We start from the raw sequence: 25,100 nt of genomic DNA, 5'->3' as shown, positions 1-25,100 counted from the left end.
GCCGGGTCTTTATCGGCGCGTGGACGCCGCGGACATGCACGCATCGTCGGCGAACTTCTTTATCCGCGACTACAATTTCCAGGTCCCCCCTCCAACGCACTCGCGCTGCGCATCGTCTGACGTCTTCATTGAACTGTAGTCGCATTGCGTATTAGCACGACGCGTTGAATAAACAAGGTAAGTCTTTGCGTTTTGGTTCAACGTCTCTGTCTAAACTGCCTGACGAACAATAAACCCCGAATAAACCCCACCCGGAGCCGCCCATGACAACATTCAACATCAACGGCCAGACTCATACTGTCGACGCACCGCCCGACATGCCCCTGCTGTGGGTTTTACGCGACCTCGTCGGCCTGACCGGCACCAAGTTCGGCTGCGGCATTGCGCAATGCGGCGCATGCACCGTGCATCTCGATGGCGTCGCGGTGCGCTCGTGCGTCCTCCCGGCCGCGGCTGTCGGCGACAGGAAAATCACCACGATCGAAGCGGTGGGCAGCACGCCGGCCGGGCAGAAGGTGCAGCAGGCATGGCGTCAGCTGGACGTTGTGCAGTGCGGCTACTGTCAGTCGGGACAGGTGATGTCGGCGGCGTCGCTGATCGCTAGCAACCCCAATCCGAGCGACGCGGATATCGACGCCGCCATGGCGGGCAACATCTGCCGCTGTGGGACGTACAACCGCATCCGCGCGGCAATCAAGCAAGCCGCGAAGGGAGCCTGACATGTCCCAGGGATTGCTCGATGCACAAAACGGCGCGCAGCCGTCGAAGGGCGGTAACAGCGGTATCACACGCCGCACGTTCCTGAAATTCAGCGTCACGATAGGTGCGGCAGCGGGCGGCGGTTTGCTGCTCGGCTTCAGCATGCCGGCCGCGAGTCAGGACCAGAAGGCCGGCAAGTCGATGATCGGCGGCGACGCTGACGAAGCGCCTCAAAACGGCGTGTTCGCGCCGAACGCCTTTATCCAGATCGACACGGCGGGCAAAGTCACGCTGGTGATTCCCAAGGTCGAAATGGGGCAAGGCGTCTACACGTCGATCCCGATGCTGATTGCCGAAGAGCTCGAAGTGCCGCTCGACTCGGTCACGCTCGACCACGCGCCGCCGAACGAAAAGCTCTTCATGGATCCGCTGCTCGGCGGCCAGCTCACCGGCGGTTCGACGTCGATCCGCTATGCCTGGGAGCCCATGCGCCGTGCCGGCGCGGCCGCACGCACCGTACTGATCAGCGCTGCCGCGCAGCAGTGGCAAGTCGATCCGGCAAGCTGTCATGCCCAAGCCGGGCAGGTGATTCATGCGGCGAGTAATCGCAGCATCGGTTACGGACAGCTGGTGAACGCCGCGGCCAAACTGCCCGCGCCGCAGAACGTGCCGTTGAAAGACCCGAAGGATTTCAAACTGATCGGCACCGCGGTCAAGCGTCTCGATTCGCCTGAGAAGGTGGACGGCACAGCCCTGTTCGGACTCGACGTGCGTGTGCCCGACATGGTCTACGCAGCCATCGCGAATTGCCCGGTGTTCGGCGGCACGCTCGCGAGCGTCGACGATACCCACGCGAAGAAGATTCCCGGCGTGCGCCAGATCGTCAAGCTCGATAACGCGGTCGCTGTGATCGGCGATCACACGTGGGCCGCCAAACGCGGTGTGCAGGCGCTGGATATCAAATGGAACGAAGGCGCGGGTGCGCAGATCGGGATGAAGCAGATCGTCGACGATCTCGCCAATGCATCGCAGCGCAATGGCGCGGTGGCGCGTAAAGACGGCGACGTCGGCAACGCGTTTTCAAACGCGAAGACACGCGTCGACGCCGTGTATCAGCAGCCATTCCTCGCGCACGCCACCATGGAGCCGATTAACTGCACGGTGCACGTGCGGCCCGACGGGTGCGATGTCTGGCTCGGTTCGCAAGTGCCGACGCGGGTGGTGGACGCCGCGGTTGCCGTCACCGGATTGCCCGCTGACAAGATCGTCGTGCATAACCATCTGATTGGTGGCGGCTTTGGCCGACGGCTCGAGTTCGACATGGTCACGCAGGCGGTAAAGATCGGCAAACAGGTGTCGACGCCGGTGAAGGTCCTGTGGACGCGCGAGGAAGACATCCAGCACGACATGTACCGGCCGTACTACTACGACAAGATCTCCGCCGGACTCGACGCGAACGGCAAGCCAATCGCGTGGCAGCATCGGATTGTCGGGTCGTCAGTGATGGCGCGTTTCGCGCCGCCCGCGTTCAAGAACGGTCTCGACCCGGACGCGGTGGAGGTCGCCTCGGACCTACCGTATGACCTGCCGAATCAGCTGATCGACTATGTGCGCCAGGAGCCGCATGCCGTTCCCACCGCGTTCTGGCGCGGCGTGGGACCGACGCGCGGCACCTTCGTGGTCGAGAGTTTCATCGACGAACTCGCCGCGCAGGCGAAGGTCGATCCGGTCAAATACCGCCAGGATCTGCTAGGCAAAACGCCGCGCGCGCTGAACGTGCTCAATACCGCCACGCAGGCGGCGAACTGGGGCAGTGCGGTACCGAAGGGGCAAGGTCGCGGTGTCTCGGTGATGCATGCGTTTGGCAGCTTCTTCGCGATCGTCGTCGATGTGGCGGTCGATCAGGGCGAGGTGGCCGTCAAGCGTGTGGTGTGCGCCGTCGATTGCGGGATGGTCGTGAATCCGAACACGATCGAAGCGCAGGTGCAAGGCGGCATCATTTTCGGCATCACGGCCGCGCTCTACAGCGAGATCACGATCAAGGACGGCCGCGTCGAGCAGAACAATTTCACCGATTACCGGATGCTGCGGATCGATCAAACGCCGCCTATCGAGGTGCATATCGTGAAGAGCAGCGAGGCGCCGGGCGGCATCGGCGAACCGGGCACGGCGGCGCTCGCGCCCGCGCTGACGAACGCGATTTACGCGGCCACCGGCAAGCGGCTGCGGCAATTGCCGGTCGGCAGCCAACTGCAAACCGCTTAACGGGAGCCCAACATGAAAAACACATTCAAGGGTTTCGGTGCGGCGCTGTGCGTGGCGTTGCCGTTCCTGACACAAGCTCCGGCGCAAGCAGCCGATCAGGCGCTGGTGCAGCGCGGCGCCTATCTGGCGAAGGTCGGCGATTGCGTCGCCTGTCATACGGCGCCGAAGGGCAAACCGTTCGCGGGCGGCTTGCCGATGACCACGCCGATGGGCCGGATCTACACCACCAACATCACGCCGGATCAGCAAACCGGCATCGGTAACTACACGGAAGAGGACTTTGCGAAAGCGATGCGCGAAGGCGTCGCGAAAGACGGGCACAACCTGTATCCGGCGATGCCGTATCCGTCGTATGCGAAGGTCAACGACGACGACATGAAAGCGCTGTACGCGTACTTCATGAGCGGCGTGGCGCCGGTGCTGCAGGCGAACCGTGAGCCGGATATCAAATGGCCTCTGAACATGCGCTGGCCGTTGAAGTTCTGGAACATGGTGTTCCTGGAGAAGGGGGGCTATCAGGACAAGCCGGGCAAGGACGTTGCGTGGAATCGGGGCGCGTACCTCATTCAGGGCCTGGGGCACTGCGGCTCGTGTCATACGCCGCGCGGCATCGCGTTTCAGGAGAAGGCGCTGGATGAAAGCGGCAACGCGTTCCTCACGGGCGGCCTGCTCGACGGCTGGTTTGCGGCGAATCTGACCGGCGAACACAACGTTGGCCTCGGTCGCTGGAACGATCAGGATCTGCAGGCGTTCCTGAAGACCGGCGCCAATCGCCACGCATCGGCATTCGGCTCGATGACCAGCGTGATCAACAACAGCACGCAGGCCATGAACGATACCGATATCGCGGCGATGTCCACGTACCTGAAGTCGTTACCGCCTGCGGGCGGCAGTGGTACGCCGCCTTATACGTACGATCCACAAGCGACGAAGGTGTCTCTGAACCGTCCCGCGAACGATGCCGGTGCGCGCGTTTATACGGCGTATTGCATGCACTGTCACGGCGTCGACGGACGCGGTTTTGCGCCGATGCTGGCGCCCTTGGCCGGCAATCCGAACGTGCTGGAAAAGGATCCGTCGTCGCTGATCAACGTGACGCTGAACGGCACGGAGGATCTGGTGATCGGCGGCATTCCGGCGCCGTATCCGATGCCGAAGTACGCGCCGGTGCTCAACGATCAGCAGATCGCCGATGTGCTGACCTTCGTGCGGGCCGGGTGGAACAACGGTGGGCCAGCCGTTACGCCGGGTGACGTGTCAAAGTTGCGGAAGTCGACGCAGGCGGCGAAGTAGTCAAATCGCTGTGGCAACAAAAAAGCGGCAACCGTGCAAAACGGTTGCCGTTTTTTTTGTGAATGCCTGCCGGAGTCACAGCGCGTATTCAGAATAGTTCAGTGCAGCAAGGCGCTAATCGAGCGCGGCAAAGAACAGCCGATGGCAAGTCAGCGGTGCTGCCCCACCTTCTGCCGCTTCTCCAGCACGCGCGCGTACCACGTCAACGGGAAACACATCGCGAAGTAAATCATTGCGACCATGCCGTAGATCGGGAACGGGCGGAATGCGGCGTTCGTGATCATCGTGCCGGTCTTGGTCAATTCCGTGAAGCCGATGATCGACGCGAGCGCCGTGCTCTTCACCACTTGCACGAGGAAACCGACCGTCGGCGCCACGGCGATCTTCAACGCCTGCGGCCAGATGATGTAGCGCAGTTGCTGGCTGAACGTCATGCCCAGACTCGCCCCCGCGGCCCACTGACCACGCGGCACGGCTTCCACGCAACCGCGCCAGATATCGACCAGATACGCGCTCGTGTACAGCGTGAGCGTGACGGCTGCCGCAACCCAGGGCGACACATCGACCCCCAGCAACGGCAGGCCGAAGAACGCCAGAAACAACTGCATCAGCAACGGCGTGCCCTGGAACACTTCCACATACACCATCACGATTCGCCGCAGCCACGGCGACGGCGATACGCGCATCGCGAGCAGAATCAGCCCGACAATGCCGCCGCCGACAAACGCGATCAGCGATAACAACACCGTCCAGCGGGCGGCGAGCAACAGATTGCGGGCGATGTCCCACAGCGTGAATTCGACCATGATCAACGCTCCGTCGGCAGGGTGCGGGCGCCGCGCCACATCAGGCGGGTGCGCCAGTTACGCGGCGCGCTGTCGTTGCCGCGGGCCACGCGGCCCGCGAAGAGGCCGCGGCCGAGCCGGTTCATGAGTTGCCGCAAGACGATCGACAGCACCAGATACGTCGCGGTGATGATTACGTAGCTCTCGAACGAGCGGAAGTTGCGCGACTGGATGAAGTTGGCCGCATAGGTCAGATCGGGCACCGAGATCTGCGAGACCACCGCGGAGCCGAGCATCACGATCAGCACCTGGCTCAGCAGCGCGGGAAACACGTTGGCGACCGCCTGCGGCAACACCACGTGACGAAATACTTGCCGCCCTTGCAGGCCGAGCGCTTGCGCCGCCTGCACCTGGCCGCGCGGAATCGAATCGATACCGGCGCGCACGATTTCGATCGCGTACGCGCCGAGATTGACGGTCATCGCCAGAATAGCGGCCTGCACTTCGTCGATATGAATACCGAGGCTCGGCAAGCCGAAGAAGATGAAGAACAACTGCACGATGAACGGCGTATTGCGGATCAACTCGACGTAAGTCGCGACCACCCAGCGCGCCCACTTCGGGCCGGCTACCGCAATGCTCGCGCCGCCAATGCCGACGAGGCCGCCGAGCACGGTGGATACGGCGGTCAATCCCAGCGTGACGGCGACGCCGCGCGCGAGCAACCCCGCATAGAGGCCGAAGCCGCTGAAATCGAACGCATAAGTCATGGCGAGGCGCTCATCGTGAGGTCAAACTCCGGCGCGGACCGGTCTGCCGGTCCACGCAATAAAGGTTCAGAGGTCGGCCGGCAGCGGCGCACGCAGCCATTTCTGCGAAATCGCGTTCATGGTGCCGTCCTTGCGAGCCTTGGCAATCGTTTCGTCGACTTTCTGCTTCAGACGCGGCTCGTTCTTGTTCAAACCGACGTGGTCCGGCGAGCTGAACAGCGCGAATTTCTGCTCCGGATCGTTCGCCGGATGACGCGCGAGAATGGTTGCGCCGACGTCGTTGCCGACTACCATCAACTGTACCTGACCAGAAAGAAACGCCGAAATAGCGCCGTTAGGATCGTCGAATCTTTTGATGTTCGCGCTGGGCGGCGCGATCTTCGTCACGCTCAGGTCTTCCAGCGTGCCGCGCGCGACCGAAATCGACTTGCCGGCGAGGTCGGCGGCGTTCTTGACGGGCAGCGTTTTCGGACCGAAGACGGCGAGATAGTAGGGCGCGTAAGGCTGCGAAAAGTCGATCACCTTTTCGCGTTCCGGCGTCTGGCCGACTGAAAGCAGCATGTCAGTCTTGTGATCGGCGAGGTAGGCCATGCGGTTGTCGCCCGTCACCTGCACGAGTTCGACCTTTGCGTTGAGCGACTTGCCGATCAGATTGGCGACGTCGATGTCGTAGCCCATCGGCTTCATGTCCGCGCCGATCGAACCGAACGGCGGGTAGTCCTCGAATACGCCGATGCGTACCGTGCCGGACTTGGCGATGTTGTCGAGCGCGTCGGCATGCGCAGCCGACGAAAACGCGCACAGCGCACCGAGGCCGGTGAAGGCGAGCGTCGCGGCGAGGGTGGCGAACACGCGGCGCGCGTTCGATTGGGCAACTTGGGGCTGATTCATGGTCTTTCCTCTGTCGAAAACTCGGTATTGGAATGGATTTCAGTTTCAATGCGCCGCGCGGGCAGCGATCAGTTTGCACGCGTGCGGTGGCAATTCCGCGAACACCGGCATGCCGAGCGTCAGCCCCGGCGTTTCGCGCGGCGTGGTCGCGGCAGTCAGCGTGAAACCCGCGCAATCGATCGTGGCTTCGAGCGAGGCCCCCACGTCGCGGATAAAAGTCACCGTGCCCGCGAGGCGGTTCTGCCCCGCAGCGTCGGATGCCGCTTTGACGCACACGTCTTCCGGCCGGATCAGCAGACGGATATCGCTGTTGGACGCCGGCACCCGCGCCGGTTGCGCGACTGCAATGCGCCTGCCGCCCGGCAGACTGACGCCGCCCGCGCCGTCGTAGGTGACCGGCAGGATGTTGCCGAGCCCGATGAAGTCAGCGACGAATTCGCTGACCGGGTCGCGATAAATATCGAGCGGTTTGCCGACTTGCGCAATCCGGCCTTTCTCCATGACGACGATCTCGTCGGCCATCGTCATCGCTTCGCGCTGGTCGTGTGTGACCATGATCGTCGTGATGCCAAGACGCTGTTGCAGCAGGCGGATTTCGACCTGCATCGCTTCGCGCAGCTTGGCGTCGAGCGCGGAGAGTGGTTCGTCGAGCAGCAGCAGTTTCGGTTGTGACGCGATCGCGCGTGCAATCGCCACGCGTTGCCGCTGGCCGCCGGAGAGTTGCGTGACCGGCCGGTTCGCCATATGCGGCAACTGGATCAGCTCCAGCAATTCAGCGACGCGGCGCGCTTGCGCGTCTTTCGAGGTCTTGCGCAGCTTGAGCGGATACGCGACATTCTGCGCGACCGTCATATGCGGAAACAGGGCGAGCGACTGAAACACCATGCCGAAGTCGCGCTGGTTGGCGGGCAGACGCGTGATATCGCGGCCGGCAAAATTGATGCTGCCCGAACTCGGCGTTTCCAGCCCGGCGATCATGCGCAGCAGCGTGGTCTTGCCGCAGCCGGACGGCCCGAGGAAGCACACCAGCTTGCCGTCGGGCACGCTCAGATCGATGCTGTCGACGGCATAGGCCGCGTTGAAGCGCTTGGTCACGGCCTGCAAGGTCAGATGGGTCATCGAATGCTCCAGCAAAAAGGCATCAGCACCGCATGAATCGAAACGGTGGTCAAAGCGCCACGCCTTCGTCGCCGATCAGCTTTTCGAGCAGCCAGATCAGTGCGAAGTCGATCGCGACGATGAATACGGCGAAACAGAACACGGTCGGATCGAGCGACGACACCGTGCGGCTGTAGAGCCACACCGGCAGCGTCATCGTGTCGATGCCGTACAGGAAGAAGGTCACCGTGAATTCGTTGAAAGAGACGATAAACGCGAACAGCATGCCGGCGAGAATGCCGGGGCGCATGAGCGGCAGGATCACGTCGATCAGCGCGCGGCTCGGGCTCGCGCCCATCACGCAGGCGGCTTCCTCGAACTCCGGGCCGATCGAGGCCACCGACGCCGCGCAATTTTTCACGGTGAACGGCAGCGCCAGAATCACGTGCGCGATGATCAGGCGGAATATGCCGAGTTCGATCGGCAGCACGTTGAACACCAGCAACAGCGACAAGCCGAGCATCACCAGCGGATAGACGAGCGGCAACGCCACCAGTTGTTCGACCGCGGGTTTGCCGCGAAAACGATAGCGGCTCAATGCGTAGGCGGCGGGCACCGAGACGAGCGTGGCGATGACCATCGTCGAGAGCGCGACGATCAGGCTTGTGCTGAGCGCGGCGCCCATCGAGAGCGAGTCGCTCGCATCCGGCGAGACGAAGCTGTGCCACGCCGCGCGGTACCAATGCAGGCCGTAGGCGTGCGGCGGGAATTCGAGCGTGTCGGCCGCGCTGAATGACATCGTGATCATCGTCAGGATCGGCAGCGCGGCGAGAAACAGCACGACGGCGGCGAGCAGTGCGGTGGCCTTGCCGAGCTGGCCGGGCATGGTCATCGGCAAACGCGGCAGGCGCGGTGAACCCGGCGGGCGCGTCAGGCGTCGAGTTTGAACAGGCGTGCTCATGCGTGGGGCTCCTCGGCGAGATGTTGCGTACGGCGCACGAGGCGCTGCGAAAGCGCCATCACGGTGAGCGTCGCGATCATCAGGACGACGCCCGATGCGGAAGCGGCGGGCCAGTTCAGCAAGGGCGCGACCTGGTCGTGGACCAGTACGGCGAGCATCGGCACACGGCGTCCGCCGAGCAGCAGCGGTACGGCGAAGGCGCTGGCGTTGTACGCGAACACGAGCAGGGCGCCGGACACGAGCCCCGGCATGGCGAGCGGCAGCAACACGTGACGCAGCGTTTGCCAACGCGTCGCGCCAAGCGTGGCCGCGGCTTCTTCATACGAGTTCGAGACCGCGCGCATGGCACTCGATAACGGCAGCACGGCGAGCGGGAACGCCGTCTGAATCAAACCGAGCAACACGCCATGCTCGCGATACAGCCACATCACCGGGCGGTCGACGAGGCCGCTGCCGAGCAGCGCGTGATTGAGCAGGCCGGCCGGTCCGAGAATGATCAGCCAGCCATAACCTTGCAGCAGCAGATTGACGAGCAAGGGCAGCAGCACACCTGCGAGCAACAATCGCCGCGCGAGTCGCGACTTGGTGCGCGCCATTGCCAACGCGACGGGAATTGCCAGCAGCACCGCGCAGATCATGCTTTGGAACGCGAGCTTCAACGTGAGCCATAGCGACTTCATGAAATAGCCGTCGAAGAGATCGGCGTAGTTCTGCAGCGTGAAGCCGTGCCATTCGTTGCCCTGGGTGCCGAAGCTCATCCGCAACACGACGAGCGCTGCCGCGCCGAGTATGGCGAGAAATAGCAGGATCGGCGTGAGCAGAAGCCAGGGGCGCGCTTTTGCCATCATGGCGCCGGCACGGTCGGGCGGTGCGTCGGAAGGTGAGCCGAGCACGCCGGGCGCCGTCCCGGATGCCACGTCGGGCGCTGTATCGGACACAGTTTTAGACGCCGTGCCCTGAGCAACTTCCGACGTGGCGTCCGATGCCGCACCCGATGCCGCGTCCGACTTCGACGAAGCACGCCGCGAAAAGCGCGCGAGCATCGCGGTCATGCCGAGAAAATTTCGGTGTAGCGCTTGATCCACGCCGGCTGCACGACAGCGAGGGCCTTGTCGTCATGCAGGATCGCTTTATCGGCGATCTGCTGCGGACTCGGCACGAACGCGCGGCTCTCGGCCGGAATCACCGCTTTCGAATTGACCGGGCCGTTCAGCACGTCGGCAGCCATGCGGCCTTGCACGCCGGCATCGAGCGAATGGTTGATGAAGGCATGGATCAGATCGCTGTCGGCCGGGTGCGACTTCGGAATCACCGTGAACATCAGTTGCGTGGCGAAGCCTTCCTTCATGCCGTAGGTCACGCCCATCTTGTACTCGGGCTTGCGGATCTGGTCGGGGAAGAAAGCCGGCGAATAGATGCCGCCGATATCGAGCGAACCGGTGCGGAACAGATCGGCCACCTGATTCGGGTTCTCGCCGAGCGTCATTACGCGGTCTTTCAACTGCATGAGCTTCTTGAAACCCGGCTCGATATTCTGTTGCGAGCCGCCGTTCATCTTCGCGGCGATGATCGCGAGGTCCACGGCTTCGGCCCATTCGGGCGGCGGCAGGAACAGGCGTCCGGCGTACTTCGGGTCCCACAATGCTTCATACGTGGTGGGTGCGGTCTTGACCGTCGACGTGTTGTAGATCAAGCCGTCCGACCACAGCAGGTAACCGACGCCGAAACCATTCGCGCCCGTGCGATATTGCGGCGCGACGTCCTTCAGGTTCGGCAGTTTGTCGAGATCGGGCTTCATCAGGAGACCCGCGTCACCAAGACCCGCCGCGCCGACGCCGGCCAGCGTGATGACATCATAAGTGGGGCGATCGCCCGCGGCCTTGACCTTGGCGACCATGCCGGAGGTGCCGTCGGCGCGATCGGCGATGACCTTGGCGCCGGTCTTCGCCATGAACGTGGCGGCGATGTTGCGCAAAGCGGCCGCGCCGGTGTCGTCCGACCAGGTCAGCAAGCGTAGCGTCTTGCCGGAAAAGTTGTGCTCCTGCGCGCGCAGATTGATGAACGGCATCGGCAAGGCGGATGCCGCGAGCGCTGCGCCGATCGTTTTGATGGCCTGCCTTCTACCCCGTTTGATCTCTTGCATGGCGGTCTCCTGTGTTGAACGCCTGTTGCCTGGTGAGTTTCGCTCTGACCGCTGCCGCTGCATCGCCCATGTGCGCTGCCTGTGATACCCAGCCGCACGCAATGCCGGATGCGTTGCGTGTGGATGCACTCTAGGTTTGCCAAAATCCTCCAACAAACGAAATATGCGCATGGAGCGCATGACGGAATCTCATGGGCCGGCCGTTGCGCGACGCTAGCGACGGCTTTGCTGCGATCCGTCGGAACGCCGGGAGAGTGGCGTATCGGGGTTAACGTCCATGATTTTTTTGCGCGGACGAGCGTGGAGGAGGTATGAGGAAAGCTCGGTTCTGGTGCGGTGTGCGGCGGGACTTGCCCCGAATCGGTGCAAGCGGGTGCGTCCAGGCTGGAGTGGGTGGCCGCGTCATGAGCGAAATGCATGCGCGTTTGCCAGCGTGCAACGCGTGCGGAACATTCTGATCGCGTATCCTGTGGGTTCAAAGGGCGTGACGGCACGCAACGCCGCCCACCCGAGCAATGACTTTTTCTGATTCCGGACTGGACTTCCCAGATGCGACGTCTCCCGCCGCTCAACGCGCTGCAAATTTTCGAAACCGTCGCGCGGCATCGCAGCTTCACGCGTGCCGCTGACCATCTATGCCTGACGCAAGGCGCGGTGAGCCGGCAAATCATCGCGCTCGAGGATTACTACAAGTTTCCGCTCTTCAAACGCCATGCAAAAGGTCTGACGCTGACTGCCGAAGGCGAATTGCTGCTGCCGGCCGTAAAGGAGAGCTTCGCGCGTATTGAAGAGATATCGCTGCGCCTCACGCGTCAGCGGACCGATCTCGCACTGAAAGTGCCGACTTGTGTAATGCGCTGGATGTTGCCGAAGATCATGCGCTTCCAGGCGGAGTACCCCGAGCTGCACGTTCAGATCACCACGACCTGGCAGCACGACGTCGACTTTCAGCTCGAGCCGTTCGATGCGGCGATCATCTATGGCTCGTCGCCGGGGGCGGATGTGCAGGCGGTGCCGTTATTCGAGGAGCGTCTGACGCCGGTGTGCGCGCCGGATCTGTTGAAAGACAAACCGCTGGGCGAGGTTGCGGATCTGGTGCGCCACACGCTGCTGCATCCAACACGCGATCATCGCGACTGGAAGATGTGGCTCGCCAAGGTCGCTGAGGTGGATGCCGCCAATACACAAGGTATCGACGCTGAGCACGGCCCGAGCTTCGACACGCTCGACATGGCGACCAACGCCGCGTTGCAGGGCTTCGGTGTCGCCATTAGCGACCTTGCTTTGATCGACGAAGACGTTGCGGCCAAGCGCCTCGTGCGCCCGTTCGATATGGTGCTTAAGACCGGTTGGCGCTATTACTTCGTATATCCGGATTCAGTCGCGCATCAGCAGAAACTGAATCTGTTTCGTGACTGGATCACCGAGCATTGGGAAGAGTAAGAACGAGCCCGTTGTTCCGGTAGAACGCGGGCCTCACGCTTATCGTCAGGGCGCGAAGGACAGAAACAGATATGCCGCGAACAGCGACAGATGCACGGCGCCTTGCAGGATCGTTGTGCGTCCGCTGCTGAGCGTCAGGGTGCCGACGACCAGCGTGAGCATCAGCAGCACGGTTTCCTTGCCGTCGATACCGAGTATGAGCGGCTGGGCGGTCCACAAGAACACCGCGGCGACCGTCGGAATGGTCAGCCCGATACTGGCCAGCGCCGAACCGAGCGCGAGATTCAGGCTGTTCTGCAAGCGGTCGGCCCGCGCCGCGCGCACGGCCGCGAGTCCTTCCGGCAGAAGCACGAGCGCGGCGATGATAATGCCGACCACGGCGGGCGGCGCACCCGCGTTTTTCACCGCGGTTTCGACCACGGGTGAGAGCACCTTCGCCAGCAAGACGACGGCGACGAGGCACACCACCAGCAAACCGCCGCTGGCCAGCGCGACGCCGATACTCGGTGGGGCGGCATGGACGTCCTCGTCCGGGACGTCGGCAAGAAAGTAATCGCGATGCCGCACGGTCTGGACGAACACGAACACCCCATACAACACCAGCGACGACACCCCCGCGAAAGCCAGTTGCGACGACGACAAAAGCGGGCCGGCGCTAGTCGTCGTGTAGTTCGGCATGACCAGCGTCAACACGGACAATGACGCGAGCACCGCCAGCGCCGCTGCGGCGCCACGACTCTGAAAGTCCTGCTCGCGATGCCGGATGCCACCCACCAGCAGGCAAATGCCAACGATGCCATTGCAGACGATCATCACCGCGGCGAACACGGTGTCGCGCGCGAGGCCGGCCTTCTCGGGGCCGGACGTCAACATCACCGAAACGATCAGTGCGACCTCGATCACCGTCACGGCCACCGCCAGCACCAGGGTGCCGAACGGCTCGCCGACCCGATGCGCGACCACTTCCGCATGGTGCACCGCTGTGAACACGGCCGCGCACAGTGCCACGCCGATTAGCGCGAGCAGCAGCCCGTTGCCCGGCAGGACATAAGCCACACCCAGCACGATCCACGCGACGAAGGGCGCGGCGATGGTCCAGCGGGGCAAAACGGTCGCGGGCGTGGTCATTCAGGGCTTCCTTTCGGTGCTTGTTCGGGTTGCTTGGGACTGGCGCGACGGGCGCAGACGGGCGCCCGTGAAACGTGGACGCTAGCGCGAATGCTAATCCATCCTGTCAAGAACACGTCCTAACGCGTTAAATTATAAAGGATAATTTTCAACGAACGAGGTTTTGTAAGTCTGAGGGACAGCGTGTGCCGATGCGCTGGCGAAGGCGGCATGCCAACCAGCGGTTGTTCTGCGTCTGAAGAAATGACGTACGCAGGATGGCGCGGAAAACGCAGCGCGGTTGCGATGGCTGAAACACCATCAATGGTACGGAACTGCAGAGCTAATAAATCAAGGGAAAGAAACGGGAAAGAAGCCGGATATTTCGGTCCGGACGCGCCGCGTGCTGAGAAGCATTGCGTCCGGATGTAGCGCTACGACGGATGGATGCGCTTACTGGCCGACCGGACGGATCGTCAGGGCGTTCTTGACCGAGGTCACGCCCGCCACGCCTTGCGCGGTCTGGGTTGCCAGGTCGACTTGCGGTTGCTCAGGCACCGTGCCGGCCAGCGTCACTGCGCCGCCACGCGAGCGGACGGTGATGTTGGCCACGCTCAGGCCCTTGGTCTTGGCCAGCGCGGTGCGTACCTTGCGTCCCAATGCACGGTCGGCTTTCTTGACCGACTTGGCACTAGGTGCCGACGAAGCTGCTGTCGGCGCAGCCGGAGCTGCCGCATCGCTGCTCTGGGCGTACGCATTGACGGACGCCAGAACGACCAGCGCGCCGCCGATCATCTTGATTGCCTGGAATGCTTTCATTCAACTCTCTCCTATTGTCATGAATACGACGGCCCCGGATGAGGCCGATGTACTGCACCAGCGGGTACTTCGGGATCAAATCTGAATGGAACGCTGCTGCGGGTCGTGCAACTTCTTTCAGTCTGTAAGATGATGGGTGAGTCTGGGCACACCATACCGGCAAAGGCTGTCCTGCAAGCCGGAAACACACGATACTCCAATTAGTGCCATGGTGAATGCGACCCTGCCCGGAAGTGAGGTTCAGGTACAACGAATGGGCCGATGAAAGCAGACCGATGGCGCACTATCGCTTGCTGCCGCGCGGGCGGCATGCCTGTTCACGCGTCCGTAGCGCATCCTCGAACCCTGCGCTTTGCGCTTCACAACCAGTCCGAACCGCATGCCGACCCAGCCGCTGCCCATCCTCCCATTGCTTCGTGACGAATTACCGCTCGATACGGTCGCGCTGGCGCGCTTCATGGTCGGCAAATACCTGGTGCACGATCTTCCCGAAGGCCGCATGAGCGGGCGGATAGTCGAAACCGAGGCCTATCCGCTAGGCGATTCGACCAGCCACGCGTTTTTAGGCCGTCGCCCATACAACGGCGCGATGTTCCTCGCCCCCGGCTATGCCTATGTCCGGCTGACGTATGGGCTTTCTTACATGCTGAACATGTCCGCGGAAGCGGAGGGGATTGGCGCCGGCATTCTGCTGCGCGCCATCGAGCCATTGGAAGGCTTGCCCATGATGGAGGCGCGGCGGCCAGGCGTGCCGCTGCGCGACCTCGCGCGTGGCCCGGGCCGGCTCACCATGGCCTTGGGTATCGGTCAGTCGTTCGACGGCCGCGATCTTTGCACCGGGCGCGATCTGTGGATCGGCGGGATAGAGACAGGGGACGTGCCGATAGGCGTCACAACGCGCGTTGGTTTGTCGCGCGAGATGCATCAGCCGCTACGGTTCTTTGAACCGGGCAGCGTGTTCGTCAGTGGGCCGCGAAAACTGCTGCTGCCGCCGCATACCGACGCTTTGGCGAACGGGCAAATTTGACCGGCGACAAGCGAAGCAATGCGGCAAAACTGGCCCAGTCGGGCGCATTTTCGAAACGTCAGACGCAAAGGGTTACGATCCCGACAATTATTACGGTAAAGCTATCCCTTCAAGATATGCAAACAGCAAGTTTCGCCGCATTCTTGCGTTTTCAACAATTATGTATCTCGAAATCAAGGGTTTTCCCTCGACAATCGGGTGACTAGACTGAAACTAGTCGCTTCTCACATGGTGTGGCGAGCGAATCAAAAAAACCAGGTCTGGAGGTAAGTCATCATGAAATCGATCATCAAGGCAGTCGCCATCGCAGCCATTCTCGCCGCCCCGGTCGCTTCGTTCGCTCAATCGGGTGACCAGCCTGCGACCCGCGCGGACGTCCGCAATCAATTGATCCAGTTGGAGCAAGCCGGCTACAACCCGGGCACGAGCAACGACCCGAACTACCCGGCTGACGTTCAAGCCGCCGAAAGCCGTGTCCAGGCGCAGAACCCGGCCGTCGCACAGACGCAGGAACCAGTCGCGGATACCAGCGGTTACGGTGGCGCGGTGAACGGTTCGTCGCAGGCGGGTGGCGTGGTCCAGCCGATGTCCGGCCCGAAGTCGGTTTATTTCGGTAACTGATTTCGACGATAACCGGCCCGTTTCTCCGGCAGTTGATCAAAGCGGGGCGGAGCGTGCGAAGGATATCCTCACGCACGTCCCGCGATTAACAAGCAGTTCATGGAAGTACGGAAATGCGCGCCTTATGTGGCTTATGCGGCGCGCATTGAAGAAGATTGTGTTTTGCCGATGGCGGCACCCAGCAGCGTGTGCCGCCAGTTAAACGAATCCGCAGTGCCGCGTAAGGTTGCGGTTCACCATTCAAGGACCTCCGCTGCCGCAAGGTAGCTTCGCCCAACCTCTTTCAAGGATTGGGCTTTTTTTGCGCCCTGTTGCGGCAGCGTATGACGCCCGACGTGCCCTGCGGCGTGCGAAAGGCGGCGAACCTCAGGGCCGTTCGCCGTGGATATAGAACTCCAGTTGCTGAATCGTGAACTGCTGCTCGGCGATGATGTTCTTCACCAGGTCGCCGATCGATACCATGCCCACCAGGCGGTCGTTTTCGATCACCGGCAAGTGGCGCATGCGCCGTTCCGTCATCAGCGCCATGCAGTCGTCGGTGGTCTGGTCGGGACGAACGAAGCGCACGGCTTTGCTCATGATGTCGCGCACCGGCGTGGCCTTCGACGAACGGTCCATCAGGACGACCTTGCGCGCATAGTCGCGCTCCGTGATGATCCCGGCGATGCTGTCGCCGTCCGTCACGACCAGCGCGCCGATGCCTTTTTCAGCCATCAGCTTGATTGCCTCGTAGACGGAATCGTCGGCCCCGACCGTGAAGACGATGGTGTTGTCCGGTTTCGTTTTAAGAAGTTGTGCAACGCTTGTCATGGAGCGGCTCCGTTTCGCAGTGCAGCACGCCGATGCGGCGCGCTGTCGTGAGGGACAGGCCATTCCAGTATAGGCGCGACGCGCAGCCGAAGTACTTCGGGAATACCTTTGGCGCGCGACACGTTTAGTCGGGATACCGAGCGCCGCCGCACCGGTTCCGTGCGCGGCGCAGGGACATCCGGGTGCGTCGCGCCGATTAGCGGTAAACTCCCAGTCCGTACCTTATCCCCGGTTTGATCGGGCTCATGTCAGCACCATTGTCTAAAGCCATGCTCACGTCTCACGATCCGTCGCCAGCAGCAGACGGCGCAATCAGCGGCGAGTGCGTCGTCCTCGACGCCACCGCCACGCTCCCCACGCGCTACGGCACGTTCACTTCCTATGTGTTTCGCGTGGCCGAAAGCGGCGCCGAGCATCTCGCGCTCGTGATGGGCGATGTCGCAAACAAATCGTCCGTGTTGACGCGCCTCCACTCCGAGTGCCTGACGGGCGACGTGCTCGGCTCCTACCGCTGCGATTGCGGCGAGCAGCTCGATCTGGCGCTGCGCTATATCGCGGCCGAAGGCTGCGGCGTGCTGTTGTATCTGCGTGGCCACGAAGGGCGCGGCATTGGCCTGTCGAACAAGATTCGCGCGTATGCATTGCAGGAGCAGGGCCGTGACACCGTCGAGGCCAATCTCGATCTCGGCTTGCCCGACGATTCACGCGAATACGATTCGGCGGCGGGCATTTTGCGCACGCTGAAGGTCACCTCGGTGCGCCTGATGAGCAACAATCCGGAGAAGTTCGACACGCTGTCGAAGCACGGCATTCCGGTATGCGAGCGGGTCGCGCTGGCGATTCCGATGCGCGAGGAAAACGAGCGCTATATCCGCACCAAGCAGTTGAAGTTTGGGCACTACTTCGACGAAAACGAATAAGCGGCGCATGGGCGCCGGCCGCCTTGTGCAAACGGCGGCCGGTGCTGGAGCGTCGATTTCGTCAACTTATTGTGTTGTTATGCTGGCGGCCTTTGCCATAGGTACGCCGTCTCCACGGCGAATCTATGACGCGCCGAGTCGAGCGGAGCCACGGCGGCTCAGAACAAGCCAAAGTCATCGTTGCTGTCGGGAATCGCGTTGAGCACGTCCCGAAGTGCTCGCCAGCCGACTAATCTCACAAGACTCGCCGAGATTGCCACCCAATAGCGGGTGCTCGTGGCCGCGCGCGTTTGCGGCGTTCGATGCGCCGCGATTTTTTGCGGTTCCATCGATGCGCGCAGCAGAGGGCAGGTATGCATGCTGTTTCTCCTATCGCGTGTGCTGTCTAGTGCGCAGTTGAAGTTGAAGTTGAAGTAGCGCTTGCAGTTGACGTCACTGCAACGCGCGCCAGGATCGACGCAAACACGCCCGCAAGCGCGGTCGCACCGAAGCGCCGCTCGCTGATCTCCGTTTCGACGTCGATGCGGCCCGCGTTGTGTGCGTCGTACAGATCCGTGATGAGTCGCGCGTGGTTCTCGCCGAGTCCCGCGCCCTGGAGCATGGCGGCCCATTCGTTACGCGGCACTTCACGGGCCGTGATCTGACGGTGCGCCAACTCGCTGAGCGTGCGTGCGACGTCCAACGCGCTGACGCGTGCCTCGCCTTCGATACTGACCACTCGCGGCGACACCCTGGCCGGTCTGTCGTCGAGCAATAGCTCGGCGGCCAGCAGGCCCACATCCTCTGCGGCGACCGTCGGAAACAGCTTGCTCAACGGATGATGCAGACTCGGCAACACGCCCCTCGCGAGCGCGATAGGCAATACGCGAGCCCAGTTGTGCATGTGTTCCGCCGCGCGCAGAAACGTCAACTGTGCGGCAATGGGTGCGAGTTGCGTTTCGAGGATGTGAAACAGCGTCGTGATGCCCGTGCCGTTGGCGTGTTCCGCGCCGTAGTCGGAGAGTGCGAGCACGCGTTGCGGTGGGTTCGCGCGTAAGGCGTTGGCGCTCACGTCGATCATGCGCCGCATCGTGTTCGCGGGATCGGCATCTGCACGCGGTACCGGGCACAGCATTTGTACCGCGTATGCGCCTTCGATCGCGCGCGCTACCGAAGCCGGGTCGAGCAGATCAGCAATGACGATTTCGCAGCCGATTTCCGCTAACACCTCACCTTGCTTGCCGTCACGCACGATTGCGCGCACTTCACGGCCCGCCCGGCGCAATGCCGCGGCGCTCACTCTGCCTACGTTACCTGCTGCTCCAAAGATGACGAACACGTTGAACTCCTTCCTGGGTCGGTATGCCGCCATCTTAGGGAGGCACGGATAGAGAAACGCGCGGACACGGATCACCATGCGCAGATTCGGATGATTGTTTTGCTTTGTGGCGGCGCAACATGCGGGTTGAGGCAGCGCGGATCAAGCAAAGCCAGGAAAAACGCAGCACAATGCATGCACGTTGGTCGCCATCCACGAGGGGAAGCAATGAATGCAGTGACACCGATACCGCAGCCGCACAGTGGTTCCCGCATAGCATTGCGCTCAAGCAAGACCCTTGGCTGGCAAGGCTTCGGCGCGGAGCTCGTCAACGTGTCAGCCGGGCTGCACCGGATTCCGGCGCTCAAGCATCATCGCGTGGGCGTGCATGTCGGTGCGCCGGTCAAGGCGCGTTGCATGTGCAACGAGCGCCGCTATTCGCGGATTCAGGCGCATGGCGATGCGGATGTGATTCCTGCGGGCGTTGACGGGCAGTGGACCGACGAATCCGCCTGCACGATTTTCAGCGTGTGGATCGCTGAAGCGTTTGCGCAGCGGACCATCGAACAATTGGAATTGAAAACGAGCGATGCGCAGCTTCGCCCGCAATTTCAGATGCGCGACCCGCGCTTTCAGCATCTGGCCTGGGCGTTACGCGCCGAACTCGAAGCGGACGATGCTTCTGATCCGCTGTATGCCGAGAGTCTGTGTACGGCGATGGTGGTGCGGCTGATTGGCAGCGCGCCGGTGCTCGACAAGCTCGAGAACAAGCGCCGCACGCTTGCGCCGAAGACCGCCGCTCGTGTGATCGAGTTTATCGAAGCGCATCTCGATCAACGCCTCACGCTGGGCGAGCTGGCCGCGCATGCCGAGTTGAGTGTGCCGCATTTCAAGGTGCTGTTTCGCGAGACGCTCGGTATGCCGGTGCATCAGTATGTGGTGCGGCGGCGAGTGGAGCAGGCAAGAGCGCTGTTGCTGCAAGGCAGACTGAGCGCGAGCCAGATCGCGCTGGAGACGGGCTTCGCGCATCAGAGCCATATGGCGCATTGGATGGGGCGCTTGCTTGGGGTTACGCCGCGGGAGCTAGTCAAGTCAAGCCCGAATCCAGGCAGCATTATCGAACTCGATACGTTCAATGCTCACCGCATCGCAACACGGCGATAAACCCTCAACCCGAACCGTAGCATAACCAGTTTGGAGTTCCCGCTCTATTGCCCTCACTCGATTTGTATAGCTAAATACGCGGACTTCGCAACCGGAGGCCGTCACATGTCGAAATCGAAGGGTTCTCGCATCGTCGCCTGGGCGATCGCTGCTGCTGTTGCCAATGCTCCGCTCGCCGTTCTTTTGACACTCGCCACACCAGCCGGTATCGATCGCGCAGTCGCCGCGACGTCGACCACCAGCACCGACGATTATGCGGCAACCCGCTATCCGATCATCCTCGTACATGGCCTCACAGGCACCGACAAATATCTCGGCGTGCTCGACTACTGGTACGGCATTCAGTCCGATCTCCAGCAACACGGCGCAACCGTGTATGTGGCGAACCTGTCGGGCTTTCAAAGCGACGACGGTCCGAACGGCCGAGGCGAACAGCTACTCGCATACGTGAAGCAGGTTCTGGCCGCAACCGGCGCGCAAAAAGTGAACCTGATCGGCCACAGCCAGGGCGGCCTGACCTCACGCTACGTCGCGGCGGTAGCGCCGGAACTCGTCGCTTCGGTCACCACGATCGGCACGCCGCATCGCGGCTCGGAGTTCGCCGATTTCGTGGAGGATGCGTTGCAAAAGGATCCGACAGGTCTTTCAACACCGATCATCGGCGCCTTTGCGAATATATTCGGCATCCTGACGAGTAGCAATCACAACACCAACCAGAATGCCGCCGCCGCGCTGCAAACGCTGACCACGGCGAACGCCGCGGCATACAACCTGCGCTATCCGAGCGCCGGTCTCGGTGCGCCGGGTTCGTGTCAAACCGGTGCGGCGACCGAAACCGTCAACGGCAACACGCATCTGTTGTACTCGTGGGCGGGCAGTGCGATCCAGCCGACTTCGGTACTCGGCATTGCGGGCGCGACCGACACTAGCGTCGCGCTAATCGATTCAGCGAACGTCCTCGATCCGTCGACACTCGTTCTGTACGGCACCGGCGCGATCATGCTGAGCCGCCAGTCGGGGCAGAACGACGGCCTTGTCTCGGTGTGCAGCGCACTCTATGGCAAAGTACTCGGCACGAGTTACAAGTGGAACCATCTGGACGAAATCAACCAGTTGCTCGGCGTGCGCGGCGCGAATGCAGCGGATCCTGTCGCGGTGATCCGCACGCAGGCAAACCGGTTGAAGACACAAGGCGTGTGAACGGATGCGGCGATGGAATCGGCAGCGGGGCAGTGCGCGGAGTCAGTGGCTGGCTTTCGTGGCGGTGGGCGCGGTGTCGGCCGGTGCCGCATTGTGGCTGAACCGGCCGCCGTCCGCGCGTGATGCGTCAGCGTTGCACGCGGCGAATGCAGCGAGTTCCGTGCAAACCGCGCTCGCTTCGAGCAAGGGCATGGCCACCGGCGCCTCGATGGCCGGCGCATTGCCCGCTTCGCTCGACGGTTCGTCACCGCCGCATCTGCCAACCGACGGCCACGGTCACCTCGCGCGCACGCGTGCGGTCCGCGACTTCTTCGATTACTTTCTGACGACGCAAAACGAAATCTCCGCCGCGGTGCTCGATGCATTGGTGCGTCGCCAGATCGCCGCGCAACTCGACGGCACACCGGCCGCCGATGAAGCGGTGACTGTCTGGCAGCGCTACAACGCATATTTCACGGCACTCGCACAAGTGCCGCAGAACGCCCCGACTCAAAGCCAAAATCAAAGCCAGAGCGGCGCAAAGCCGGACCTCGATGCGCTGCAACTCTCGCTCGACCAGCGCGACGCGTTAGGCACCCGGCTGATGGGCGAATGGAACGAGCCGTTCTTCGGCGCTGAATCACAGCAGCAACACACTGACTTGGCGCGCTTGCGCATTGCATCAGATAGCTCGTTGAGCGCGGCGCAAAAAACGGCGCGTCTCGCCGCACTAGACGCGGCATTGCCGCCGGAAACCCGCGCGGTCCACGAGCGTGCGCGTCAGCAGCAGGCCGCACTCGATGCGATCGGTCAGGCGCAGAAGCAGGGCGGTTCGCTCGATACGATGCGTGCGCAGATTACGCAGACCCTTGGGCCGGAAGCGGCGCAGCGCGTCGTACAGATGCAGCAAGCCGACGACGCCTGGCAAGCGCGCTATGCGGACTACGCAAGCCAGCGCGCGCAGATCGATAAACAGGATTTGCCGCCTCAGCAACGCGATGCGCAAATCGCGCAATTACGTCAGCAGTTCTTCACCAATCCGAGCGACGCGATGCGTGCAGCGTCGCTCGATCGCGGCAGCGGGTCAGCAAACTGAACCCGCTATTGCGCCGCGATGTGGCACCTCAACCCGGCGCGACCCCCGTCAACTGCGAATACACGTCATGCGACAGTTGCAACAACACCTTGCGATCGATACCGCCTGACACCGCATAGCCAAAGTCGCCGTCCACCCAGTAGAACACGTTCACCGGTCCGTCCTGATACAGCTTGAACGCGGTGGTGTTCGAGTTCACCTGACGATGCGAAATGCACAGCGTCACGCGTTCGCCGTTTGGCCCGCGATACATGAATTGCGCGGTCGGCCCATCGGCACCCGGCAAGAGGCGGCCGCCCGACAAATTGAAACCGCTCTTCGAAAGAATCGGCGGATGCACGTTGGTGCCGAGCCGGTTGGACAGCCACTGTACGAAATCCTGCTCGTGATCGGCATTCATGTCCGCCGGACGGTCGACGGCGGGCATATAAACCACATGCGCCACCGCGGCTTGCCGTGCGAAACCCTCGGAACTATCCGCGTTAACGGGCCGCGTGTCCGACGAGTGACCGGCGACCGGCGCAATCACGTCCTGCCCCATATGCGTGCCCACGCCGATGCCCACGCCCATCACCAGCGCCGCAGCCATCCCGGCGAACTGCGGCCAGTTGGCGGCAATGCGCCAACGGCGCCCACTGGCTGCGGGCGCCTGCAGGCGTTTCGGCACGGGCTCGCTGAGCACCCGGTCATAGCGTTCATGGAACATGTTGTTCAGCGAGAAATAATCGCTGACGCGCGTGGCCAACTCGGGGTTCTGTTCGAGCGCGCGCTCTACCTCGACGCGTCGTTCGTCGGACAGCGTGCCGTCCACGTACGCGTGCAGGTCTTCTTCGCCGATCGGCATGTGTTGGTCGCTCATCGCACCACCTGTAATTTTGCACCGGGCTGCGTGCCCGCCATCAATGCCCGAAGCCGCTCGCGCCCGCGCGAAAGGCGCGACATCACCGTGCCGATCGGAATGTTCAGCGCAAGGGCAACGTCGGCGTAGCTCATTTCCTCGAGGCCGACCAGCAGCACGACTTCGCGCTGCTCCATGGGCAGACGCTGCAACGCATAGTCGAGGTCGCGCATTTCCAGCGAACGGGTCTGATCGGACGGCACGGCAAATTCGCTCTCGTGAACGCTGTCGTCGTCGACCGCCACGTGGACGGCGCGCGCCGAAGCTTTGCGTGCCTGATTGGCGAACACGTTATGCATGATTGTGAACAGCCACGCACGCAGGTCGGTGCCGGGCTGGAACATGCCGGTGCGGCCGAGCGCGCGTTCGAGCGTGTCCTGCACCAGATCGTCGGCGAGATCGCGATTGTTGATCAGCGCTCGCGCATAGCGCCGCAAGCGCGGCACATGCTCCATCAACTCGTCACGGACATCCATTGTTTATCCCAATCGTGGGGCTTCTCGTGGGCGCCGGGTGGGCGGCCGTCGATTGAACCACCACGCGTATTCGAGGTGCAAACACGCGTGGGCGCATTTTATTCCGTTGTTTTTTGCCGCGTTGCGAAAATCTGGCGCGGACTTACCGCATGGTCATCACGTCGGCGGCGCGCATCAGGCCGTGGGTGCGGGCGTCGCCGGCGACCACGAAGCGTTGCCGCCGGACCGTCCAGGTCAACAGGCGGATCTCGCCGATGCGGTGGGCGGCCCATTGCGGCTGAGCCGGCGCCAGCAATGCGAGCGTCGAAATCAGCACCACCGGCCGGTTGTCGCCGTTCAGATAGACGAATTCGCTGGCGCGTTGGAATGGGCCGAGCGATAGGACCCTTTGATCTACCAATCGCAATCCGATTGCCGCGAGGTTGGGCGCGGACACGTCGGTTCGCGTGGGCGACGCAGCGGAAAACTGTGCGTCGGCGGTTTCTGCCAGCGCCATCACGGCGGCATTGTCGAGTGCCTGACGGGACACCTGAGTGGCGGCAAGCCAGCCGCTGGCGGCCGCTAGCGTCAGAACGAGCGTGCCGAACGCTTTTGCCGCTTTGCCCGGACGCCTCGCGGCCTTCAGCTGACCGAGCGTGCCGCGCCATCCTTCTGCCTGGCTCGAAACGGGTTCCTCCGTTGTCTGGAAGGCCTGCTGCATCTGCGCGTTCAGCCTGCCGTAGAACGCCACCCTGCGCGCTTCCGCCGGGTCCTTGCCGAGGTAGTCCTGCAGGAACGCAGCGCGTTCCGGCGTCAGCGTGCCATCGGCATACGCCTGAATGTCCGCTTCGGAAAGCGGCGAGTCGGAGGGGACGTCGGTTGAGGTCATGATTTTGGCGGTTGTCGGATTTCAGCTATCGAGTGGCGAACACGCGCAGGTGTGAGTTTATTCCGGGTTCGAAGTTTGTTTTTTTTGAATCGCCAATGCAGGAATAAAAGTCACGAACTCGTGGTTCTCCCTCATGCAAGCCCGCACAAAACTCACAGGAGTTCATCATGAAGAAGATCACTTTTGCAGCATTGTCCGTTGTCATTCTCGCCGCTTCGTCGAGCGCTTTTTCAGAAGGTAAGACACGTGCTCAGGTGTACCAGGAATTGATCGAAGCCCAACAGAACGGCCTCAACTATGTGACCGACGCATCGTATCCGGACGTGAATCCCGTCTTCGCACGGCAGGTGGAGCAGCACAAGGAAGCGCTCGCCGCCCAGGCGGCCGCCGCGAGCCATGTCGCGAGCGGCAGCGCGTCGGCGGGTGACGTCAATTGACGCGATCGGGATCCGGCGTGCGTAGCGAACGGA

General features: G+C 62.5%; 26 protein-coding genes. 11 read left to right on the top strand and 15 right to left on the bottom strand.

Features of this window, described 5'->3' with window-relative positions; all coding sequences use genetic code 11:
- The first annotated feature begins 263 nt into the window (after positions 1-263).
- From PQQ52_RS16030 to PQQ52_RS16020, 3 genes are read left to right on the top strand one after another with little or no spacing between them, the layout of a single operon-like run.
- The gene (locus PQQ52_RS16030; protein ID WP_408212951.1) at positions 264-719 is read left to right on the top strand and encodes a (2Fe-2S)-binding protein; all 456 of its coding nucleotides are present in this window, start codon (positions 264-266) and stop codon (positions 717-719) included.
- 1 nt (position 720) lies between these two features.
- Positions 721-2,964, top strand: coding sequence for a xanthine dehydrogenase family protein molybdopterin-binding subunit (locus PQQ52_RS16025; RefSeq protein WP_408212948.1), 2,244 nt, complete (start codon positions 721-723; stop codon positions 2,962-2,964).
- Positions 2,965-2,976: 12 nt separating this feature from the next.
- Positions 2,977-4,257: a c-type cytochrome gene (locus PQQ52_RS16020; protein WP_408212946.1), complete on the top strand. Its 1,281-nt coding sequence runs from the start codon at positions 2,977-2,979 to the stop codon at positions 4,255-4,257.
- 149 nt (positions 4,258-4,406) lie between these two features.
- On the opposite strand, the gene PQQ52_RS16015 is transcribed toward PQQ52_RS16020, so the two are convergent.
- The 7 genes from PQQ52_RS16015 to PQQ52_RS15985 form a co-directional block, all read right to left on the bottom strand.
- Positions 4,407-5,063: an amino acid ABC transporter permease gene (locus tag PQQ52_RS16015; RefSeq protein WP_408212944.1), complete on the bottom strand. Its 657-nt coding sequence runs from the start codon at positions 5,061-5,063 to the stop codon at positions 4,407-4,409.
- 2 nt (positions 5,064-5,065) lie between these two features.
- Positions 5,066-5,812, bottom strand: a complete 747-nt coding sequence (locus PQQ52_RS16010) for an amino acid ABC transporter permease (protein WP_408212941.1) — start codon at positions 5,810-5,812, stop codon at positions 5,066-5,068.
- 66 nt (positions 5,813-5,878) lie between these two features.
- Positions 5,879-6,703: a transporter substrate-binding domain-containing protein gene (locus PQQ52_RS16005; RefSeq protein ID WP_408212939.1), complete on the bottom strand. Its 825-nt coding sequence runs from the start codon at positions 6,701-6,703 to the stop codon at positions 5,879-5,881.
- Positions 6,704-6,748: 45 nt separating this feature from the next.
- The gene (locus tag PQQ52_RS16000; protein WP_408212937.1) at positions 6,749-7,822 is read right to left on the bottom strand and encodes an ABC transporter ATP-binding protein; all 1,074 of its coding nucleotides are present in this window, start codon (positions 7,820-7,822) and stop codon (positions 6,749-6,751) included.
- Between the two features lie 49 nt (positions 7,823-7,871).
- Entirely contained in the window at positions 7,872-8,762 is an 891-nt protein-coding gene (locus PQQ52_RS15995) for an ABC transporter permease (protein WP_408212934.1), read from the bottom strand.
- On the bottom strand, positions 8,759-9,814 hold the full coding sequence (locus tag PQQ52_RS15990; RefSeq protein ID WP_408212931.1) for an ABC transporter permease: 1,056 nt from the start codon (positions 9,812-9,814) through the stop codon (positions 8,759-8,761). The genes PQQ52_RS15995 and PQQ52_RS15990 overlap by 4 nt, the downstream gene beginning before the upstream one ends.
- Positions 9,811-10,905: an ABC transporter substrate-binding protein gene (locus PQQ52_RS15985; protein WP_408212929.1), complete on the bottom strand. Its 1,095-nt coding sequence runs from the start codon at positions 10,903-10,905 to the stop codon at positions 9,811-9,813. Before PQQ52_RS15985 ends, PQQ52_RS15990 begins: the two co-directional genes overlap by 4 nt.
- Positions 10,906-11,454: 549 nt before the next feature.
- Between PQQ52_RS15985 and PQQ52_RS15980 the strand changes: the two genes are divergently transcribed.
- The gene (locus PQQ52_RS15980) at positions 11,455-12,348 is read left to right on the top strand and encodes a LysR substrate-binding domain-containing protein (RefSeq protein WP_408212926.1); all 894 of its coding nucleotides are present in this window, start codon (positions 11,455-11,457) and stop codon (positions 12,346-12,348) included.
- A gap of 45 nt (positions 12,349-12,393) precedes the next feature.
- Here the strand turns inward: PQQ52_RS15980 and PQQ52_RS15975 are convergent, their stop codons facing one another.
- Both PQQ52_RS15975 and PQQ52_RS15970 read right to left on the bottom strand, forming a co-directional pair.
- Complete coding sequence (locus PQQ52_RS15975; RefSeq protein WP_408212923.1) at positions 12,394-13,476, bottom strand: calcium:cation antiporter; 1,083 nt, start codon at positions 13,474-13,476, stop codon at positions 12,394-12,396.
- Positions 13,477-13,908: 432 nt separating this feature from the next.
- Positions 13,909-14,274 carry a BON domain-containing protein gene (locus PQQ52_RS15970; RefSeq protein WP_408212920.1) on the bottom strand — a complete coding sequence of 122 codons (366 nt, stop codon included), beginning with the start codon at positions 14,272-14,274 and terminating at the stop codon, positions 13,909-13,911.
- Positions 14,275-14,653: 379 nt separating this feature from the next.
- On the opposite strand from PQQ52_RS15970, the gene PQQ52_RS15965 reads away from it, so the two are divergent.
- Together PQQ52_RS15965 and PQQ52_RS15960 are read left to right on the top strand one after the other, a co-directional pair.
- Positions 14,654-15,301 (top strand): DNA-3-methyladenine glycosylase, encoded by a 648-nt coding sequence (locus PQQ52_RS15965; RefSeq protein ID WP_408212917.1) that lies wholly within the window; start codon positions 14,654-14,656, stop codon positions 15,299-15,301.
- Positions 15,302-15,577: 276 nt separating this feature from the next.
- Positions 15,578-15,922 carry a DUF4148 domain-containing protein gene (locus tag PQQ52_RS15960; protein ID WP_408212915.1) on the top strand — a complete coding sequence of 115 codons (345 nt, stop codon included), beginning with the start codon at positions 15,578-15,580 and terminating at the stop codon, positions 15,920-15,922.
- A gap of 366 nt (positions 15,923-16,288) precedes the next feature.
- Here the strand turns inward: PQQ52_RS15960 and PQQ52_RS15955 are convergent, their stop codons facing one another.
- Entirely contained in the window at positions 16,289-16,732 is a 444-nt protein-coding gene (locus PQQ52_RS15955; protein WP_408212913.1) for a CBS domain-containing protein, read from the bottom strand.
- 269 nt (positions 16,733-17,001) lie between these two features.
- Between PQQ52_RS15955 and ribA the strand changes: the two genes are divergently transcribed.
- Positions 17,002-17,652, top strand: a complete 651-nt coding sequence (ribA, locus tag PQQ52_RS15950; protein ID WP_408213385.1) for a GTP cyclohydrolase II — start codon at positions 17,002-17,004, stop codon at positions 17,650-17,652.
- Positions 17,653-17,810: 158 nt separating this feature from the next.
- Here the strand turns inward: ribA and PQQ52_RS15945 are convergent, their stop codons facing one another.
- Both PQQ52_RS15945 and PQQ52_RS15940 read right to left on the bottom strand, forming a co-directional pair.
- Positions 17,811-18,011, bottom strand: coding sequence for a hypothetical protein (locus PQQ52_RS15945; RefSeq protein WP_408212910.1), 201 nt, complete (start codon positions 18,009-18,011; stop codon positions 17,811-17,813).
- A 26-nt stretch (positions 18,012-18,037) separates the two neighbouring features.
- Positions 18,038-18,970 carry an NmrA family NAD(P)-binding protein gene (locus PQQ52_RS15940; RefSeq protein WP_408212908.1) on the bottom strand — a complete coding sequence of 311 codons (933 nt, stop codon included), beginning with the start codon at positions 18,968-18,970 and terminating at the stop codon, positions 18,038-18,040.
- A gap of 207 nt (positions 18,971-19,177) precedes the next feature.
- On the opposite strand from PQQ52_RS15940, the gene PQQ52_RS15935 reads away from it, so the two are divergent.
- The 3 genes from PQQ52_RS15935 (at position 19,178) to PQQ52_RS15925 (ending at position 22,388) form a co-directional block, all read left to right on the top strand.
- On the top strand, positions 19,178-20,113 hold the full coding sequence (locus PQQ52_RS15935; RefSeq protein WP_408212905.1) for an AraC family transcriptional regulator: 936 nt from the start codon (positions 19,178-19,180) through the stop codon (positions 20,111-20,113).
- A 105-nt stretch (positions 20,114-20,218) separates the two neighbouring features.
- Entirely contained in the window at positions 20,219-21,313 is a 1,095-nt protein-coding gene (locus PQQ52_RS15930) for a triacylglycerol lipase (RefSeq protein WP_408212902.1), read from the top strand.
- 4 nt (positions 21,314-21,317) lie between these two features.
- On the top strand, positions 21,318-22,388 hold the full coding sequence (locus tag PQQ52_RS15925) for a lipase secretion chaperone (protein ID WP_408212899.1): 1,071 nt from the start codon (positions 21,318-21,320) through the stop codon (positions 22,386-22,388).
- Between the two features lie 28 nt (positions 22,389-22,416).
- Here PQQ52_RS15925 and PQQ52_RS15920 read toward each other — a convergent pair whose 3' ends face one another.
- The 3 genes from PQQ52_RS15920 to PQQ52_RS15910 form a co-directional block, all read right to left on the bottom strand.
- Entirely contained in the window at positions 22,417-23,247 is an 831-nt protein-coding gene (locus tag PQQ52_RS15920; RefSeq protein ID WP_408212896.1) for an anti-sigma factor family protein, read from the bottom strand.
- Positions 23,244-23,762 (bottom strand): sigma-70 family RNA polymerase sigma factor, encoded by a 519-nt coding sequence (locus PQQ52_RS15915; RefSeq protein WP_054036380.1) that lies wholly within the window; start codon positions 23,760-23,762, stop codon positions 23,244-23,246. Before PQQ52_RS15915 ends, PQQ52_RS15920 begins: the two co-directional genes overlap by 4 nt.
- A gap of 142 nt (positions 23,763-23,904) precedes the next feature.
- Entirely contained in the window at positions 23,905-24,630 is a 726-nt protein-coding gene (locus PQQ52_RS15910; protein ID WP_408212893.1) for an anti-sigma factor family protein, read from the bottom strand.
- 167 nt (positions 24,631-24,797) lie between these two features.
- On the opposite strand from PQQ52_RS15910, the gene PQQ52_RS15905 reads away from it, so the two are divergent.
- Positions 24,798-25,067, top strand: a complete 270-nt coding sequence (locus tag PQQ52_RS15905; protein ID WP_408212891.1) for a DUF4148 domain-containing protein — start codon at positions 24,798-24,800, stop codon at positions 25,065-25,067.
- Positions 25,068-25,100: the final 33 nt, after the last annotated feature.

Origin of the sequence: Paraburkholderia sediminicola, assembly GCF_046030555.1 — a bacterium.
In the GTDB taxonomy this organism is placed as follows: Bacteria; Pseudomonadota; Gammaproteobacteria; order Burkholderiales; family Burkholderiaceae; genus Paraburkholderia; species Paraburkholderia sediminicola_E.
This window is presented reverse-complemented; position numbering and strand designations above follow the sequence as displayed.